At 65.4% G+C, this 18,381-nt stretch carries 17 protein-coding genes; 11 read left to right on the top strand and 6 right to left on the bottom strand.

What is annotated here, in order from left to right; genetic code table 11:
- Nucleotides 1-29: 29 nt before the first annotated feature.
- The 7 genes from ppc (at nucleotide 30) to SPMU_RS12665 (ending at nucleotide 7,508) form a co-directional block, all read left to right on the top strand.
- Nucleotides 30-2,699, top strand: a complete 2,670-nt coding sequence (gene ppc, locus SPMU_RS12695) for a phosphoenolpyruvate carboxylase (RefSeq protein ID WP_088334277.1) — start codon at nucleotides 30-32, stop codon at nucleotides 2,697-2,699.
- Nucleotides 2,700-2,882: 183 nt separating this feature from the next.
- Complete coding sequence (locus SPMU_RS12690; RefSeq protein ID WP_169715725.1) at nucleotides 2,883-3,530, top strand: PepSY-associated TM helix domain-containing protein; 648 nt, start codon at nucleotides 2,883-2,885, stop codon at nucleotides 3,528-3,530.
- A gap of 18 nt (nucleotides 3,531-3,548) precedes the next feature.
- Complete coding sequence (locus SPMU_RS12685) at nucleotides 3,549-4,019, top strand: DUF2271 domain-containing protein (RefSeq protein WP_088334275.1); 471 nt, start codon at nucleotides 3,549-3,551, stop codon at nucleotides 4,017-4,019.
- Nucleotides 4,020-4,030: 11 nt separating this feature from the next.
- Nucleotides 4,031-4,897, top strand: a complete 867-nt coding sequence (locus tag SPMU_RS12680) for a DUF4198 domain-containing protein (RefSeq protein ID WP_088334274.1) — start codon at nucleotides 4,031-4,033, stop codon at nucleotides 4,895-4,897.
- A 23-nt stretch (nucleotides 4,898-4,920) separates the two neighbouring features.
- A complete protein-coding gene (locus SPMU_RS12675) occupies nucleotides 4,921-5,901 on the top strand; it encodes an FAD:protein FMN transferase (protein WP_245833273.1) in 981 nt (326 codons plus the stop codon).
- Nucleotides 5,902-6,024: 123 nt separating this feature from the next.
- The gene (uvsE, locus tag SPMU_RS12670) at nucleotides 6,025-7,185 is read left to right on the top strand and encodes a UV DNA damage repair endonuclease UvsE (protein WP_088334273.1); all 1,161 of its coding nucleotides are present in this window, start codon (nucleotides 6,025-6,027) and stop codon (nucleotides 7,183-7,185) included.
- Between the two features lie 41 nt (nucleotides 7,186-7,226).
- Entirely contained in the window at nucleotides 7,227-7,508 is a 282-nt protein-coding gene (locus tag SPMU_RS12665; RefSeq protein WP_088334272.1) for a hypothetical protein, read from the top strand.
- Between the two features lie 19 nt (nucleotides 7,509-7,527).
- Here SPMU_RS12665 and SPMU_RS12660 read toward each other — a convergent pair whose 3' ends face one another.
- The gene (locus tag SPMU_RS12660) at nucleotides 7,528-9,273 is read right to left on the bottom strand and encodes a response regulator (RefSeq protein ID WP_245833270.1); all 1,746 of its coding nucleotides are present in this window, start codon (nucleotides 9,271-9,273) and stop codon (nucleotides 7,528-7,530) included.
- Nucleotides 9,274-9,417: 144 nt separating this feature from the next.
- Here SPMU_RS12660 and SPMU_RS12655 point away from each other — a divergent pair, with 144 nt between their 5' ends.
- The 4 genes from SPMU_RS12655 to SPMU_RS12640 all read left to right on the top strand — a co-directional run bounded on the left by SPMU_RS12655 (nucleotide 9,418) and on the right by SPMU_RS12640 (nucleotide 15,224).
- Entirely contained in the window at nucleotides 9,418-11,448 is a 2,031-nt protein-coding gene (locus tag SPMU_RS12655) for an amidohydrolase family protein (protein WP_088334271.1), read from the top strand.
- A 100-nt stretch (nucleotides 11,449-11,548) separates the two neighbouring features.
- A complete protein-coding gene (locus tag SPMU_RS12650; protein ID WP_245833302.1) occupies nucleotides 11,549-12,136 on the top strand; it encodes a GDSL-type esterase/lipase family protein in 588 nt (195 codons plus the stop codon).
- Nucleotides 12,137-12,273: 137 nt separating this feature from the next.
- Nucleotides 12,274-14,511 carry a catalase/peroxidase HPI gene (gene katG, locus SPMU_RS12645; protein WP_088334269.1) on the top strand — a complete coding sequence of 746 codons (2,238 nt, stop codon included), beginning with the start codon at nucleotides 12,274-12,276 and terminating at the stop codon, nucleotides 14,509-14,511.
- Between the two features lie 119 nt (nucleotides 14,512-14,630).
- Nucleotides 14,631-15,224, top strand: a complete 594-nt coding sequence (locus SPMU_RS12640; protein WP_088334268.1) for an exopolysaccharide biosynthesis protein — start codon at nucleotides 14,631-14,633, stop codon at nucleotides 15,222-15,224.
- A 178-nt stretch (nucleotides 15,225-15,402) separates the two neighbouring features.
- Here the strand turns inward: SPMU_RS12640 and SPMU_RS12635 are convergent, their stop codons facing one another.
- From SPMU_RS12635 to SPMU_RS12615, 5 genes are all read right to left on the bottom strand, one after another.
- Nucleotides 15,403-16,098 (bottom strand): peptidylprolyl isomerase, encoded by a 696-nt coding sequence (locus tag SPMU_RS12635; RefSeq protein ID WP_211275806.1) that lies wholly within the window; start codon nucleotides 16,096-16,098, stop codon nucleotides 15,403-15,405.
- A gap of 120 nt (nucleotides 16,099-16,218) precedes the next feature.
- Entirely contained in the window at nucleotides 16,219-16,725 is a 507-nt protein-coding gene (gene coaD, locus SPMU_RS12630; RefSeq protein ID WP_088334266.1) for a pantetheine-phosphate adenylyltransferase, read from the bottom strand.
- 2 nt (nucleotides 16,726-16,727) lie between these two features.
- Entirely contained in the window at nucleotides 16,728-17,624 is an 897-nt protein-coding gene (locus tag SPMU_RS12625; protein ID WP_088334265.1) for a polyprenyl synthetase family protein, read from the bottom strand.
- Nucleotides 17,621-17,857 (bottom strand): exodeoxyribonuclease VII small subunit, encoded by a 237-nt coding sequence (locus tag SPMU_RS12620; RefSeq protein ID WP_088334264.1) that lies wholly within the window; start codon nucleotides 17,855-17,857, stop codon nucleotides 17,621-17,623. Before SPMU_RS12620 ends, SPMU_RS12625 begins: the two co-directional genes overlap by 4 nt.
- Before the next feature lie 285 nt (nucleotides 17,858-18,142).
- A complete protein-coding gene (locus tag SPMU_RS12615) occupies nucleotides 18,143-18,349 on the bottom strand; it encodes a hypothetical protein (RefSeq protein ID WP_088334263.1) in 207 nt (68 codons plus the stop codon).
- Between the last annotated feature and the right edge of the window lie 32 nt (nucleotides 18,350-18,381).

Here is an 18,381-nt window from a genome sequence, read left to right as displayed (position 1 = left end):
CGGTGCGTGACGCGTTGCAGCATGGCAGCATGAGCGCGCTTCCATCGATCACCAACAATGATGATATCCGTTATCTCGGGCGCGTCCTGGGCGACGTGATCCGGGCACTGGGTGGGGAGCGGTTGTTCGCCGCCACCGAGGCCATCCGATCCGCCTCGGTGGAACGACATCGCGGCGCCGGCATCGCCGTCGACCATCACCTGGACGCGCTGTCGCTCGACGAGACGCTCGATTTTGTCCGCGGCTTTATGCTGTTCTCCATGCTCGCCAATCTGGCGGAGGATCGGCAGGGGATCACGGCGGAAGAGGGCGCGGACGTCGCCTCGGCGGTTCAGCGACTCGCAGGGGAGGGGATCGACCGGGATGCGGTACTCGCCCTGCTCGACCAGGCGCTGATCGCGCCGGTGCTGACCGCGCACCCTACCGAAGTGCGCCGCAAGAGCATGATCGACCACCGCAATCGGATCGCCGAGCTGATGGCGCTGCGCGATACCGGCGCGGAGGAAACGCCCGACGGCGACCGGATCGACGAGGCGATCGTGCGCCAGGTCGCGCTGCTGTGGCAGACGCGCGTGCTTCGCCGCGAGCGGCTTTACGTGACCGATGAGGTAGAAACCGCGCTCAGTTACCTGCGCGATGTCTTCCTCCCCGTCATCCCGGCGCTGTACCAGCGGTGGGACCGCGCCATGGGGCAGCGGGTGCCGGGGTTCCTGCGGCCGGGCAGCTGGATCGGCGGCGATCGTGACGGCAACCCCTACGTCACCGCCGAGTCGCTGAAGGTTGCGCTGGGCAAGGCATCGGGCGCGGCGATCGGCTATTATCTCGATCAGCTGCACGCGCTGGGCTCTGAACTGTCGATCTCGGCGGAACATGCTCCCGTGGACGCTGCCGTGATCGCGCTGGCCGAAGCGAGCGGGGACAACGCCGAAAGCCGCCGCGACGAACCATATCGCCGTGCGCTGTCGGGGATCTACGCACGACTGGCGGCGACCTATCGCAAGCTGGTGGGCACTCGCCCGCCGCGGCCGGCGGCGCGCGATGCGGAGCCGTATCCCGATCCGGGTGCGTTGCGCGCCGATCTGGTCGCCATGGCGCGCGCGCTATCGGCGGCGGGCGGCGGCCTGCTGGCCAGCGGAGGCGTGATCGGACGATTGATCCGTGCCGTCGAGGTGTTCGGGTTCCACTTGGCAACGCTTGATCTGCGCCAGAACAGCGCCGTACACGAGCGGGTCGTCGGCGAATTGCTGTCCTGCGCTGGCGTCTGTACCGATTACGCCGCGTTGAGCGAGCAAGAGCGCGTCGCGTTGCTGAACCGCGAACTCGCCACCGCGCGCCCGCTGACCAGCCGCTTCATCACCTATTCCGAAGAGACCGCCAAGGAACTGGCGATCGTCGCGGCGGCCGCGGAGGCGCATGCGACCTACGGCCCTGCCTGCATCCGGCAGTATATTGTTTCCATGTGTACCTCGGTCAGCGACCTGCTGGAGGTACATCTGCTGTTGAAGGAAGTCGGCCTTTACGTGCCCGGCGATCCGCCCAAAGCGCATGTCATGGCGGTGCCGTTGTTCGAGACGATCGGCGATCTGGAGGCGGCGCCGGGCATCATGCGCGCCTGGTTCGCCCTGCCCGAAGTCGCCGCGATCGCCCGTGCGCGCGGGCATCAGGAAGTGATGATCGGCTATTCCGATTCCAACAAGGACGGCGGTTACCTCACGTCCACCTGGCAACTGTCCAAGGCGTCGACCGCGCTGAAGCCCGTGTTCGAGGCGGCGGGCGTTGGCATGCAGCTGTTTCACGGCCGCGGCGGCGCGGTGGGACGCGGCGGCGGCTCCAGCTTTGCCGCGATCCGCGCGCAGCCGCCGGGAACGGTGCAGGGCCGAATCCGCATCACCGAACAGGGCGAGGTGATCGCCGGCAAATACGGCACGCGGGAAAGCGCGATCACCAACCTGGAGGCGATGGCTTCGGCAACGCTGCTCGCCAGCCTGTCGCCGGCGCCGCTGTCCAATGCCGAGAACGAGAGCTTCGCCGGCGCGATGGATCGGCTCTCTGACGCCGCCTTCCAAGCCTATCGCGACCTTGTGTACGGCACGGAAGGGTTCAACACCTTCTTCCGGCAGATGACGCCGATCGCCGAGATCTCCGGGCTCAAGATCGGCAGCCGCCCGGCCAGCCGGAAGAAGTCCGCCAGGATCGAGGACCTGCGCGCGATTCCCTGGGTGTTCAGTTGGGCGCAGGCGCGGGTGATGCTGCCGGGCTGGTACGGTGTGGGCCAGGCGATCGCGGCGTTCGAGGACAAGGCGCTGCTCGCCGAAATGGCGGAAGGCTGGCCGCTGTTCGCCGCTACGCTCGCCAACATGGAAATGGTGCTCGCCAAATCAGACATGGGCATTGCCGAGCGCTACGCGAGCCTGGTCGAGGACGAGAAGCTTGGTCGGCGCATCTTCTCGCGGATTCGGGACGACTGGCAGATCACGCATGATGCGCTGCTGGAAGTGACGGGGCAATCGCGCCTGCTGGAGAAGCAGCCGAGCCTTGATGCCTCGATCCGCCTGCGCCTGCCCTATATCGAGCCGCTCAACCTGCTGCAGATCGAATTGATGCGGCGGCACCGTGCCGGTGAAGATGATGCGCGGATCGCCGAGGGCATCCTCCTGTCGATCAACGCCATCGCGACCGCGCTGCGCAACTCGGGCTGACCTGATTGCCGATCGCCGGATCTGCGTGCCCGGTAGAGGAGGCAGGTTTGCTGTTGCGAGTTATTCGCGATTGCTCTAGCCGCACTCCCAGCCGCTGAATGCAGCGGCACGGATGGGACGGGCATGCAGGCCGGCGACGTGGAAGTGACGGGCGAACAGCGACTGCCGCTTGAGATGCCGCGAATGCCTGCGGCGCCGCGCCGGGTCGCGCCTGCCAAGCCGCGCAAGAAGGTTCGCGCGTTCTGGCTGAAGCAGCTGCACATGTGGCACTGGGTCAGTGCCGCCGTGTCGCTGGCCGGCATGCTGCTATTCGCCATCACCGGCATCACGCTGAACCACGCCGCAACGATCGGGGCGGAACCGCAGGTGACGCGTGCCGCGGCGACATTGCCGCCCCCACGGCTCGCCGAATTGCGCGGTGACCATGCGGCAAATGCACCGCTTCCCGCGGCCGTCGCGCAGGCTGTCGCCGACGCCGTGACGATCGATCCGGCGGGACGGCCGGGCGAATGGTCTGACGAGGAGGTCTATGTCGCGATGCCGGGGCCGGGCCGTGACAGCTGGGTGAGCATCGATCGCGAAAGCGGCGCCATCACTGCGGAGACGACCTGGCGCGGCTGGATCTCGTACGTCAACGATCTTCACAAGGGCCGCAACACGGGCGACGCCTGGTTCTGGTTCATCGATGCCTTTGCCATCCTGTGCATCGTCTTCACATTGACCGGGCTGCTGCTGCTGCAGCTTCACGCCCGCCATCGTCCATCCACCTGGCCTTTAGTTGCCACGAGCGTGATCGTGCCGCTGCTGCTGGCTCTGTTCCTGATCCACTAAAGGAGCGTTCGCGAACTCATGCGCCCAGCCTATCTGCTTCTTGCCGGCGCGGTGAGCGCGCCTGCCACCGCCCAGACGGTGAGCGTCACGGTACCGCGGCTGAAAGTGGCCGAATATCACCGGCCGTATGTCGCGGGATGGCTGGAGCCCGTCAGTGGCGGGCCGGCGCGCACCGTATTCGTCTGGTATGATGTGAAGAAGGGCGGCGCCGAGCCGGGCACCAAGTGGCTGGCCGATCTGCGCAGCTGGTGGCGCAAGGGCGGGCGCAGCCTGAAGCTGCCCGCGGATGGCGTGAGCGGCGCGACCCGCGCGCCGGGCACCTATCAGATCCCGCTGCCCAAGAACCTGCCCACTGGCGAATATGTGCTGAATGTCGAGGCCGCGCGCGAAACCGGCGGCCGGGAGCTGGTACGCGTGCCGATCACGGTTCCGGGCCGGGGCGGTAGCGCAACCGGCAGCACCGAGCTTGGCTCCGTCACCGTTCGTTGAGGAAGATCATCATGCGCCTGAAGACCGTCCTGCTCGCCGCCCTCGGTGCGGCCACGCTCGCCGCCCCTGCCATGGCGCACCGCCAGTGGCTGCTGCCGTCCACCACCACGCTGTCCGACACCAACCAATATGTGACGGTCGATGCGGCGATTTCGAACGACCTCTTCTATCCCGATCACGTCGCCATGCAGCCGGCACAGATCAAGGTCTGGGCGCCGGACGGCACCATGGGCGCGATCGAGAATGCCGCCACAGGGCGTCATCGCACGACCTTCGACGTGAAGGTCGACAAGCCGGGGACGTGGAAGATCGGCACCGAGATGTCGTCGGTGATGGGCCGCTTCAAACTGAATGGCGAGACCTGGCGCGTCGGCGGCCGCCGCGGCCCGCCGCCCGCAGCTGGCGCAGGCGCGCCGCAGGGCGCACCGCGGGTACAGAGCGTGGCTACACCGGCCGAAATTCCCGCGGGTGCGACTGAGGTGAAGCTGACGGAGGTGATGGGCGCGAACGCGATCTATGTCACCGCAGGTGCGCCCAGCGAGGGGGTCTTCAAGCCGACCGGCAAAGGGTTGGAGATGCAGCCGATCACCCACCCGAGCGCGTTGGTATCGGATGAAGAAGGCCAGTTCCGCTTCCTGATTGATGGCAAGCCGGCCGCGGGTGTCACGGTGACGGTGGTTCCCGGATCAAAGAAGTTCCGCGAGAGCGAAGAGGTTCAGGAACTGACGACCGGCGCCGACGGAGTGCTGCGGATCAAGTGGGCGGTGCCGGGCATGTACTGGATGAGCGCCACGACCATGGACGCGAAGGCCAGCACGCCGCGCGCAACCGAACGGCGCATGACCTTCACCACCACGCTTGAGGTGCCGGCACCCTGATCTAAAAATTGGTGCCGCCCAATATGTCCAAGGGACAGCCAAGGCTGCTCGTGCCGGAGATCGATCCGGCCGCGCTTGGCGGGTGGCGTTCCGATCTTCCGATGGTCGAACTCGGCGGCGCGACGATGGGCACGCGCTGGCGGGCGATGTTTGCGACGCCTGCCGCTTGCGACGTAGATAGCGTTGCGAAGGCGGTCGAGCGCAGGCTGGATCAGCTTGTCTCCCAGATGAGCCATTGGGCGGCGGACTCGCTGATCAGCGCGTTCAACCGCTCGCCGGTGGGACAGTGGATGTCGCTGCCGGCGGATTTTGCAGCCGTGATCGGCGAGGCGCTGGACGTGGCGGCAGCGACCGATGGCGCCTTTGATCCGGCGCTCGGCCGCCTTGTCGATCTTTGGGGATACGGGCCTCAGCCCGTCGACGCACCGCCGACGGAGGATGCTGTTGCCGCGGCCCTGCATCTTGGCGGATGGCAGCAGCTGCGCTTCGATCCCGCGGCGCGGCGGTTGCAACGCGTGGCGGACGTGCGGCTCGACCTTTCCGGAATCGCCAAAGGGTATGCCGTCGATTGCCTTTCCGCATTGCTGGCGGGGCGCGGGATCGGACACAGCCTTGTCGAGATCGGCGGGGAGTTCGTCGGGCGCGGCATGCGGCCTGATGGGGATCCGTGGTGGGTTGATCTGGAATTGCCCGGTTCGCTCGCGCTGCCGCTGCGGCTTGCGCTGCACCAATGTGCCATTGCGACGTCCGGGGACTATGTCCGTGGGCGCCACACGATCGATCCGCGCACCGGGAAGCCGATGGCTCATGCGCTGTCGGTCAGTGTTGTTCATCGCTCCGCGATGCTGGCGGACGCCTGGGCCACCGCCCTCAGCGTGGCGGATCCTGCGGCAATGAAGGCGCTGGCAGAGACGAACAACCTGGCGGCGCGGGCACTGATCCGCCAGCGCGAAGGGCTGGTCGAATGGTTCAGCCCTGCCATGTCCCGGATGCTGGTGGACTAGACCCGCGGCTGCACAAACGGGCAGCGCTGCGCACGGACCTCGACCGGCATTCGCGGCGTTGAAGCGTCATGATCAGCCGAATTCTCGCGCACGGCCGCCGTATTCCCCACGGGCAGGTGCTTCATGACCGATAACAGCCGTCCACTCCGCCTTGGTTTCCCCGTGAAGGTGATGGGCAAGCCCGAGCTGAAATCGGGTGACACGCGCCGCTGGCAGAAGAACCCGCACCTCAAATGCTCGCTGGAGTTGCTCGACGACGTGCTGGACTATTTGCACGGCAAGAAGCTCGACATGTACCGCCTGTCGTCGGACATCGCGCCTTATGCGACGCATCCGGAGATGCCGCAGTTTCACAACATGGTGGCGGAAAGCGATGCGGAGCTGCGCGCCTTTGGCGCCAAGGCCCGCGCGTATGACATCCGGCTGTCATTCCACCCGTCACAATATGTGCTGCTGAACGCCCCCAATCCCGAGCTGACGAAGAAGAGCATATGGGATCTTTCCAGCCAGGCCGAAATGCTGGACCGGATGGAGCTGGACGATGAAGCGGTGATGATCACCCATGTCGGCGGCGTGTATGACGATCACGAGGCGAGCCGCGCGCGCTGGATCGAGGGGTGGGAGCAATGCCCCGAGCATGTGAAGCGACGGCTGGTTCTCGAGAATGACGACATTCGTTTTTCGGCCGCGGACGCGCTGTGGATTCACGAGCGGACGGGCGTGAGGCTGATCTTCGACTATCAGCATTTCTGGTGCCTCAACCCCGAGCGGCTGGACATGCGTGACACGCTGGAGCGCTTCCTCGCCACTTGGCCCACCGGAGTGCGGCCCAAGATCCACTTCTCCTCGCCGCGGACCGAGATGCGCGAGGTGAAGCAGAAAATCACGCCCAAGCAGCGCGCGGATGCCATGGCCGGGAAGGGACGGGCACCGAAGGGGGAGGTGCTCAAGGCGCCGGTGAAGGCCACTGCGCGGGTAAAGATGGTGCTGCGCCCGCCGATCTGGACCGGGCACGCCGATTTCACCAACCCCTTCGAGTTCGCCACCTTTATGCGGATGGCGGAGGGGCTGTTCTTTGACGTGATGATGGAAGGCAAAGCCAAGGACCTCAGCCTGCTGCGGTTGCGGCCTGATCTGCTGCGCTACGCGCCCGACGTGGCGGCGCGCTTCGGGATCACGGCAGAGGATGCGGGGGACTTTGCCGCTGACGAGGCGCGGCTGGATGATGGCGTCAGCGCCGACGAAGAGCCCGATGTGGACGAAGGATTGATGGCGGCGGAATAACCGGTTCGTGCGTTCTGCCCCCGCAAACTCTGGAGGACGCCATGGACATCAAAAAACTGCCGGCGGGTGAGCCGGCGCCGAGCGACCGCGATTGTATCAGGATACAGGAGCTGGAAGACGGGCGTTTCCAGCTGAACGGGTCCGTGCTGTTCGGCTGTGGCGATGCCGATTCCGACGAATCGGTGTCACTGGTCGGCGGCGATCCTTATCAGACCTATGACGATGCGGAATCCGCCGGCCTGGCCTGGGCCAACGATCATTGCGCGGAAGTGCTGTACGTCGCGCGTTCTGATGGCAAGGCGCCGCTGCCCGATGTGATCTGACGGCCGGCTCGGCCGGCGATCACTCCTCGGCTGCGCCATAGTCGGACGCGTTGCGTCGGGGGCCGCCGTCGCCCTTGCGATTCAGCGCCTGACGGACACGGTCGAGCAGATCGGTGCGGCGATAAGGCTTTCCAAGCACGTCGAGCCCGCTGCGCAGCGGCCCTTCCGCAACGAGTTCCTCGTTATAGCCGGTTGTCATCAGCACCGGCACGTCGGGCGCGATCCTGGCGATCTCCTGCGCCAGCACGATGCCGTTGATCCCGCCGGGCATAACGAGATCGGTGAAGACCAGATCGATCGATCCCTCTGGAGCGGCCTGGAAGGACGCAAGGCCCTCTTCGCCCGTTTCGGCGGTGGTGATCTGATAGCCGACCTCCTCCAGAATCTCGCGCGCGAGAGCGAGGACTTCCGGACTGTCTTCAACCACCAGGATGTGAGCGCCCGATTGGTTCGAGGACGGCTTGCTGCTTTGCTGGGGTTCCGGCGGAAGATCGCGCGCATCGCGCGCGGCGACGGGGAACAGCATCCGGATGGTAGTTCCCTTGTCCGGCGCACTTTCGATCTCCAAACGTCCGCGCGACTGCTGCACGAAGCCGCTGGCCATGGCGAGGCCAAGGCCTGTTCCCTTGCCGACGCCCTTGGTGGTGAAGAACGGCTCGATCGCGCGTTCCATCACCTCGGGCGTCATGCCCTCGCCTTCGTCCCGCACCTGCACCGCGACATATTCGCCCGGGGTCAGCCCGCGCGCGGCGGCGTCGCCGTTTAGTTTCAGGCGGGCAGTCGATAGCTCGATCACGCCGCCAGTGGGCATGGCGTCCTTGGCATTGAGGGCGATGTTCAGGACTGCCATCTCGAATTGCTGCGGATCCAGCAGGGCCTTGGGCAGTCCCCGCCGCAGGCTGAAATGCAGCTCCACCTTCTTGCCGAGTGCACTCTCCATCACGTCGGCGAAGCTGTTGAGGCATTCGCTGACATCCACCAGCCGCGGATCAAGCCGCGTCTTCCGCGCAAACGCCAGCAACTGGCCCGTCAGCTTCGCGCCGCGCTCCGCCGCCGAGCGCGCGCTTTCCAGATAGCGCAGCACGCGATCATCAGAGCTGCGCGCCGCGGCGAGCTCTAGATTGCCGTTCACCACCTGAAGCAAATTGTTGAAATCATGTGCTAACCCGGCGGTGAGCTGGCCCACAGCCTCCATCTTCTGTGCCTGAAGATAGGAGCGCTCACTCTCCCGTCGACGGGAGACGTCAAGCTGGCTGGCGAAGAAATAGAGCAGGTTGCCGGTCGTGTCATAGACCGGCCCGATGAAGACCGCGTTCCAGAACGGTGTTCCGTCGCGCTTGTAGTTCAGCAGTTCCAACGCGATCGACTCTTTCGCGGCTACCGTCTTGCGCAATGCCGTGACGCTTTCCGGATCGGTCCGGGCACCTTGGAGGAAGCGGCAGTTCCGGCCGAGCACTTCCTCTTCTTCATACAGGGTCAGGTCGAGAAAGGCCTTGTTCGCGAAGACGATCGGATTATCGGGCTGATGCGGATCGGTGAGGATCATCGGCATCCGCGTCATCTCAATCGCCGCGAAGAAGACGTTCCCACGGCTGTCGAGGCCAGGTTCGGTGATGGTGCTTTCGCGCCAGTGCCGTTTGCCGTCGCTGCTGATCCCCAGCGGCTCGTGTGCCCCTACGTCCATCGCCCCTTCCGCCGGAACGCCAGCACTTTGGCCGTTACCTTCGACGTCAATAATGGTGTTCTCAGGATCCTTTTCGGCCACGTCTTCTTCCGCAATATCCGCTGTTAACGGCCGTCTACCGGCCGGTCGTGGGCATTAGAAGAGTCTATGCCCGGCGTTGTTCCAGGCATGGCTGCGCACGACAGCTTGTTGCGTGTGTGCGACCGGACACGTAACCACCAGACGATGAAGCTTCTCTCTTCGGCAGCAATCGCTGCGCTCGCCCTGTCGCTCGCCACCAATGCTGCGGCGGAAATGCAGCGCTACAGCGTGATCTTCGGAGGCAAGAACGTCGGCCATTTGAATGCCGACGTGCAGGGCGACCGCACGGCCATCGATTTCGATTACAAGAACAACGGCCGCGGCCCGACGATGAAGGAGACGCTGCAGCTTGATGCCAAGGGGCTGCCGGTCGCCTGGGACATCAACGGGACGACTACGTTCGGCTCCAAGGTGGAGGAGCATTTCGCGCGCCAGGGCGGGAGCGCGACCTGGACGGACGCGACCGGCAAAGGCGCGGCCAACGCCGCGGTACCGGCGGTCTATGTCGCGCAGAGCGGGAGCCCCTGGGCGACGGGGCTCTACGCCCGCGCGATCATGAAGGCTGGCGGCACCACTCTTACCGCGCTGCCGGGCGGCACGCTGACGCTGACGAAGGGCGAAGCGGTGACGGTGAACGGCGCCAGCGGGCCGCTGACTGTGACACGCTATGACGTTGGCGGGATCGAGACCACGCCCGACACGGTGTTGCTCGATGACAAGGGCGAGCTGTTTGCCAGCGTCTCGCCCCGCCAAGTGATCGTGCGCGCGGGCTATGAGGATGAGGCGGAGCGGCTGAAGACGCTGGCGGCGCAATGGTCCACTGACCGGTTCATCGCGATCAACAAAAAGGTGGCGCACCGCTACCCCGGCACGGTGCGCATCCGTAACGTGCGGGTGTTCGACTCCAAAACCGGCAAGCTCGGCGCGCCAGCGTCGGTGCTGGTGTCCGGCAACAAGATCGTACGTGTCGATCCTTTGTCGAAAAAGGGCGGCAAGGGCGAAGTGGTGATCGACGGCGCTGGCAGCACCATCGTTCCCGGCCTGTACGAGATGCACGCCCATACCGGGCAGGAAGGCGCGTTGCTGAACCTGGCCGCCGGCGTCACCACCATGCGCGACATGGGCAATGACAATGCGGTGCTCGACAAGCTGATCGAGCGCATCGACGGCGGTGTGATCGCCGGGCCGCGGATCGTTCGCGCCGGCTTTATCGAGGGCAAGAGCCAGTTCAGCGCCAACAACGGCATCCTCGTCAACAGCGAAGCGGAAGCCGTGGCGGCGGTTCGCTGGTATGCCGATCACGGCGGCTACTGGGGCGTCAAATCATACAACAGCATGAATCCGGCATGGATTCCCGCACTGGTGAAGGAAGCGCATGCGCGCGGTTTGAAGGTCGCCGGCCATGTGCCCGCGTTCGCCACCGCCGATCAGATGATCGAGGCCGGTTTCGACGAGATGACCCATATCAACCAGTTCATGCTGCAGTGGGTGATCAAGCCGGCGGAAGACACGCGCACGTTGTTTCGCCTGACCGCCCTTAAGCGGCTCCCGTCGCTCGACCTCAACAGCGAGCGGGTGCAGCATACGATGGGGCTGGTCACCGCGCGCAAGACGCCGATCGACGTGACGCTGGGCATCCACGAGAACCTGCTGCTCAATCGTGACGGCCAGATGGCGCCGGGTGCGGCGGACTATTTCGATCACTTGCCGATCGGCGCGCAGCGCGGGCTGAAGCAGGCGTGGATCGATACCAGCGCACCGGGTGACGATGCGGCGTATCGGGGTGCCTATGACAAGATCGTTGCGACGGTGCGGATGCTGAACGAGCGCGGCGCAATGATCGTGCCGGGCACGGATACGGGCGGCTCCTTTACCTTCCACCGGGAGCTGGAACTGTATCAGCAGGTGGGCATGACGCCGGCGCAGATCCTGACCCGCGCCACGTGGGATATGGCCAAATACTTGGGGCAAGATGCGACGCTCGGGTCAGTCGAGAAGGGCAAGCTGGCAGATTTCTTCCTGGTGCCAGGTGATCCCACCAAGGACTTCAAGGCGATCAAGCGCATCGCGATGGTCGTGAAGGATGGCACCTTCTACTATCCGGCAGAGGTTTATCCCGAGTTCGGGATCAAGCCGTTCGCTGCCGCACCCACGGTGAGCGGCGCGGCCAACTGATCCGGCAGGCGGCGCGGCCTGGCCGCCCCGCTCCTGATTGGGCACCTTTCTCTGGCCTGCGGGCCTGAAAAAAGCGCCGCGGATCACTATCTTGTTGGTGATGCCGACCAACGTCCCGCTTGTTCTTGCCTTTGGCGACAGCCTTGTCGCCGGCTACGGCCTTTCTGCCGCTGACAGCTTTCCAGCGCAGCTACAGCGTCGCCTGGGTGAGCGATTTGGTGGTGCGCGGGTGATCAATGCCGGCGTGTCGGGCAACACCAGCGCCGATGCGCTTCGGCGCTTGCCGGGCGTGCTGACACGACTGACTGCGCGTCCGGATCTCGCCATTGTACAGATCGGCGCCAACGATGTTTTGCGGGGCCTCGCTCCTGCGCAGACGCGCACGAACCTTGATGCCATCCTAGCCGAGTTCGGCCGCTGCGGCATTCGCGTACTACTCACGACGCTTGAGCCACCGCCGTTCTTGCAGGCCAGAACCGGCGCCTACCTCACCATTCATGCCGAAGTGGCTGCGGCACATGGCGCGGCCCTCGCCAGCTTCTTTCCGGCAGGTGTTCTCGGGCACCCTGCCATGGTGCTTGCCGACCGCATTCACCCGAATTGGGCGGCGATCCAGGCGGTAGTGAGCCACTTGCTGCCGGTGGTTGAGAATGCGCTCAAGGCAAGTGCCAGCGGGCTTGCCGCATAGGGCACTAATCGACCGCACGCGCTTTGATTGGCAAGGTTGATCGATTTCCTTGCTGTTTCTAACGAATTTATGTCGCTTCCAACCGTCCGTCATTGGCCTAGTCTCTCGTCAGAAGCTCGGAACGAGAGGATATCGACATGGACGCACCCACCAGCGGCTGCCCGGTGACCGGCAGCCCCCTTAGCGACCATTCCAAGGAGCCCGCCGCGCTGCGCAAGCTGCTCGGGCGTACGAACCGGGATTGGTGGCCGAACCAGCTATCTCTGGAGATCCTTCAGCAGGACGGGCTGTCGGGCAACCCGATGGGCGACGATTTCGATTATGCGGCCGAGTTCAAGACACTCGATCTGGAAGCCGTGAAGGCTGATCTCCGCGCGCTGATGACCAACAGCCAGCCGTGGTGGCCGGCCGATTACGGTCATTACGGCCCGTTCTTCATCCGCATGGCGTGGCACTCGGCCGGTACCTATCGCACCGGCGACGGGCGCGGCGGCTCCTCGTCGGGTTCCCAGCGTTTCGCCCCGCTCAATAGCTGGCCCGATAACGGCAACCTCGACAAGGCGCGGCGCCTGCTGTGGCCGACCAAGCAGAAGTACGGCCGCAAGCTGAGCTGGGCGGACCTCTTCATCCTGACCGGCAATGTCGCGATCGAATCGATGGGCGGCCCGGTGTTCGGCTTTGGCGGCGGGCGCGAGGACGTGTTCGAGCCGGAAAAGGACATCTATTGGGGCACCGAGGAGGAATGGCTCGGCCAGACGCGCATCGACGAGAAGTCGGGGCTGGCGCTCGAAAACCCGCTCGCGGCGATCCAGATGGGCCTCATCTACGTCAATCCGGAAGGACCGGGCGGCGAGCCTGATCCCAAGGGATCGGCGCGCGACATCCGCGAGACGTTCCACCGCATGGGCATGAACGACGAGGAAGTCGTCGCGCTCACCGCCGGCGGCCACACCTTCGGCAAGGCGCATGGCGCAGGCGACGCATCGCTCGTCGGGGCGGAGCCGGAAGGCGCGGACATCGCCCAGATGGGGCTTGGCTGGGCCTCCACCCACGAGACCGGAATGGGCGATCACACGATCACCAGCGGCATCGAGGGCGCGTGGACGCCGACGCCGATCCAGTGGGACATGACCTATTTTGAGATGCTGCTCGACCACGAATATGAGCTGGTGAAGAGCCCGGCCGGGGCGTGGCAGTGGCAGCCGGTGGGCAATCCGCCCGAGACGCTGGCGCCCAAGGCACATACGCCCGGCGTCAAGGTGCCGACGATGATGACCACCGCCGACATGGCGATGAAGGTCGACCCGAAGTATCGCGAGATCTCCGAGCGGTTCCGCAGCAACCCGGATCAGTTCGCGGACGCGTTCGCCCGCGCCTGGTTCAAGCTGTGCCACCGGGACATGGGGCCGAAGATCCGCTACCTCGGCTCGGACGTGCCGGCAGAGGATCTGATCTGGCAGGACCCGATTCCGAAGGCCGATTACGCCACGATCGATGCGGCTGACGTCAGCGCGCTGAGGCAGAAAATCGCCGACTCGGGCCTGTCGACGTCGGAGCTGGTGAAGACGGCGTGGGCCTCGGCCGCGACGTATCGCCAGTCCGACCATCGCGGCGGCGCGAACGGCGCGCGCATCCGGCTGGAGCCGCAGCGCAGCTGGGACGTGAACGAGCCCGAGAAGCTGGCCAAGGTGCTCGACGTCTATGAGCGCATCAAGGCGGACTTCGACGGCAGCGCGAGCGGCGGCAAGAAGGTGTCGATTGCCGACCTGATTGTCCTGGGCGGCAGCGTCGGCGTCGAGCGCGCGGCGAAGGCTGCCGGGCATGACCTTGAAGTGCCGTTCACCCCGGGCCGCACCGATGCGACGGAAGAGCAGACGGACGCCGAGAGCTTCGAGGTGCTGGAACCCAAGGCGGACGGCTTCCGCAACTACCTGCAGGTGCGTTTCAACGTGCCGACCGAGGAGCTGCTGGTGGACCGTTCACGGCTGCTGGGCCTCAGCTCGCCCGAGATGACGGTGCTGGTCGGCGGCTTGCGCGCGATCGGCGTGAACCATGGCGACACCGATCATGGCGTGCTGACCGACCGGCCGGGGCAGCTGACGAACGATTATTTCGTCAACCTGCTCGATATGGGCACGGCGTGGAAGCAGGTGGATGAGGCGAGCGACGAGCTGTACATCGGCACCGATCGCGCGACCGACGAGCCGCGCTGGAAGGCGACCCGCACGGACCTGGTGTTCGGCGCCAATTCGCAGCTTCGCGCGCTGGCCGAAGTCTATGCCTGCGACGACGCCAAGGAGAAGTTCGTGAAGGACTTCGTCGCGGCCTGGACCAAGGTGATGGAAGCCGATCGCTTCGACCTGAAGTACAAGTGATCGCAGCCTAGAAAGCCACAGGGGCCGCGGCATCCACGGGTGCCGCGGCCGTTTGTTTGTGGCGGCGACGAGATGTTACGGAAGCGGAACCGTCGTATCCTCGCTCCGTTCAGCAGCGGATGGCAGATGAACCGCATAGCGTCGGCGACATTCTCGACCGGATCGAGGAACTGGCGGACGATGAGGACGAGGTGTCGCTCGGACGGACGATCGAGGCGTTCGGCAATCGTAGCTACGCGCCATTTCTGGTGATTATCCCGCTGATCGATATCTCGCCGGTAGGCTCGATCCCGGGCCTGCCGACCTTGCTCGCCCTGGTGATCGTGTTGACCGCGGTGCAGATGCTGCTCGGCCGAAAGCATCTTTGGCTCCCCGGCTTCCTGGCGAACCGCTCGGCCAATTCTGAAAAGGTGAAAAAGGCCGTCAAGAAGGTGAGGCCCGTCGCCAAGTGGATGGACAGGTGGTTTCACGGGCGACTCCCGGCGCTCACCAAGGGGCCGATGGTGCGGGTAGCGGCGGTGGCGATCCTGGTGCTGACGCTTGCGGTGCCGCCGCTCGAACTGCTGCCGCTCGCCACCACGGCGCCGATGGCTGCGATTGCGGCGTTCGGTATGGCGCTGCTGGTGAAGGACGGGCTGTTGATGATCATCGCCTTCGCCGCGGCGGGCGCCGCGCTGACGGTCGCGGCTGGTTTGCTTAGTTCGCGCGCTTAACCCGGGTCCGGCGCGCTGATGAGCCGCGATGCGGTTTGTCGACGGGGCGCCACGAAGCTTAGGCCAGATCGGCTCTCTTGGTCGTCCCGTGGTCAGGCCTGACCGACTTATAGCCGCACGCTGCCGCAAGCTGGCACCACGCGAGCAGTGCCGCGCTTGTCGCGCTCCCCCATTAAGATCAGCGGCGCGGCTTTGCCCTGGCAGACGGCTTAGCGCTCGGCAACGTTGCCGGGGCGTCCAACGACGGCGGCGGCGTGACAGGAGCGGCCTGGTAAGCGGGCGGATTGTCGGCGGCGATATAGGCGCGGAGAATACGCGTGGGGTTCGCCGGCGGCTCGCCCTTCTCGATTGCGTCGACATATTGCATGCCCTGCAGCACGCGGCCGAACACGGTGTACTTCCCGTCGAGGCTGAGGCGCGGCATCAGCATGATGTAGAACTGGCTGTTGGCGCTATTCTCGTCCTGCGCCCGGGCTGCGGCGACGGAGCCGCGCACGTGCGGCAGGTAATTGAACTCAGCCTTCACGTCCGGGAGGTCCGATCCGCCGGTGCCGTCACCCTTCGGATCACCGCCCTGCGCCATGAAGCCGTCGATCACGCGGTGAAAGGTCAGGCCGTCATAGAATTTCCGACGGGTGAGATTCTTGATCCGCCGCACCATGTCGGGTGCCACGTCCGGGCGGAGCCAAATGGAGACGCGGCCTCCGGTCGACAGATCGAGAAGCCACGTATTTTCGAGATCGGTCGTCGGCGGCGGCGTGTATCGCTGCTTAGAAGCGGTTGAGGTCGCCTGCGTTTCCGGGGCCTTGTCCTGGGCCATGGCTGGCCCCGCCAGCAACGCTGCCAGCATCGCGATCATTCCAACAAACCGCATCATCTTCCCAACCAAATCATTTGATCGGGGCCCTAAACTAGATCGCGCCTTGCGCCAAACTGAACTGCGCCTAGCGCGGCCATCAACGCGGCGCCGTCTCCGCTGCCCCGAACGTCGGTTTTATCGCCCGCGTCGCCCCGTCTCGGCCACGCGTGCGACCACTTCCTCGCGCACCGCTGGGGTGACGAACTTGCCGATCTCGCCGCCGAACATGGCGATTTCCTTTACCAGCCGGCTGGCGATCGGCTGGAGCGCGACGTCCGCCATCAGGAAGACAGTTTCGATCCGGTCATTCAACTGCTGGTTCATGCCTGCCATCTGATATTCATATTCGAAGTCGGCAACGGCGCGCAGCCCGCGCACGATCATGCTGGCGCCCTCGCGCTCCGCAAAGTCCATCAGGAGAAGATCGAAGCTGACCACGCGGATGTCGGCGTCCAGTCCGGCGCACTCACGCTCAACCTGCGCCATCCGCTCTTCAAGGCTGAACATCGGGCTCTTCGATGGATTTGTCGTCACACCGATCACCAGGCGGTCGACGAGCTTCGCGCCGCGCCGGATGATGTCCATGTGTCCAAGCGTGATCGGATCAAAGGTGCCGGGGTAAACGCCGATGCGAGTGGTCATGATCAATGATCCCTTTGCAGCACGAAACGGGCAATGTCGCGGAGCAGGTCCGCTTCCGGCCCGTAGTGGCGAAGATGCGCAATCGCCTGGTCGACGAGCAGTCGGCAGCGTTCGCGCGCCGGCTCCACGCCCAGCAGGGAGACAAAGGTCTCCTTGCCAGCGCCGGCATCCTTGCGCAGTTTCTTGCCGGCGAGCGCCTCGTCGCCTTCGATATCCAGCAAGTCATCGACGATCTGGAAGGCGAGGCCCACGTCGCGAGCATAGCCGCGCAAATGAGTCCGGCCCTCAGGCGGAACGCGGCCAAGGATCGCGCCGGCCTCCACCGCGGCCATGATCAGCGCGCCCGTCTTCATCGCCTGGAGTCGCGTAACCGTAGTCAGGTCGAAGCTGGCGCGTTCGGCCTCCAGATCCATCATCTGCCCGCCGGCCATGCCCGCGGGCCCGGCCGCGCGGGCGAGATCGAGCACCAGCTCGGCGCGGACGAACGGATCGGGATGGGTCGCGGGGTCCGACAGCACTTCGAACGCCAGTGCGTGGAGGCAATCGCCGGCAAGAATAGCCGTCGCCTCCCCGAACTGCTTGTGCACAGTGGGCCGGCCGCGGCGCATATCATCATTGTCCATGGCCGGCAGATCATCGTGGATCAGCGAATAGACGTGGATCGCCTCCAGTGCGATCGCGACCCGGCCCGCGCAATTCATGTCGCAATTGAACAGGCGCGCGGTCGCAAAGACCAGCAAGGGGCGCAACCGCTTGCCGCCGTCAATCGCGGCGTGGCGCATCGCGCGGTACAGGTCGGCGCGTGGATCGTCCGGCACGGCGAGAAGCGCGTCGAAGCGGGCGTCGATCTCACGCGCGGTGTCGGCAAGCGCCGCTGCAAGCGCCGGGGAGGGGCTCATCCGGCGGTGAACGGCGCGGTGGCGGCGCGGCCGTCGGCGTCGAGCCGGATCGCTTCGATCCGAGCCTGCGCGGCATCGAGGCGTTCGGCGCATCGGGCGCGAAGCGCATTGCCGCGCTCGTACAGCTCGATCGCGTCCTGCAGCGGGGTGTCACCGGATTCGAGGCGTGCGACGATCGCCTCGAGCTCCTTGAGCGCGGCCTCGAACGTCAGGCTCTCCACGGGGTAGTCCATGCGCGCGCTATGGGCCACGCCACGGCCAGGGGTCAAGGATACGGACGGCTGGCGCTCGTTTGCGGCGATAGGTTTCTGGACATTGATTCCAGCGGGAGGAGCCGATCACGCGCTGTCCTGATCCGGGCGCCGCGTCGTGAATCTGGCACGGTGCTCGAAACGGTTGGTGGGAGCGCGGCCTCTGCACAGACCTCGATGGCTTCGGTTTGGCCGCTTCTGACGCACTGTTGGCCTGTTGGCGGCCTGAATTGGCCTTTCCGCTTTTCGCTGGCGCCGTGATGATGTTCAGCGGGCCAATCGTTCGGCCGTCCAGGTCACCAGAATCGAGGCGCTGGCGAGGCCGAGGTCGACCGCGGCCTGGAAGCGCGCGGGGGCAGCGTCGCGGCTGTCATGCGTCAGGATCTGCACGTTGGCTGTCGGCGGATCGAACGTCGCGAGCGCTGCCAGCGAGAGTGCGCCAACGGCGAGGGCGATCTGTCGGCGGTTGCGCATGGCGGCAACGCTATCGCCAACACAGCTGGCGT

It is taken from the genome of Sphingomonas mucosissima (assembly GCF_002197665.1).
GTDB lineage: Bacteria > Pseudomonadota > Alphaproteobacteria > Sphingomonadales > Sphingomonadaceae > Sphingomonas > Sphingomonas mucosissima.
This window is presented reverse-complemented; position numbering and strand designations above follow the sequence as displayed.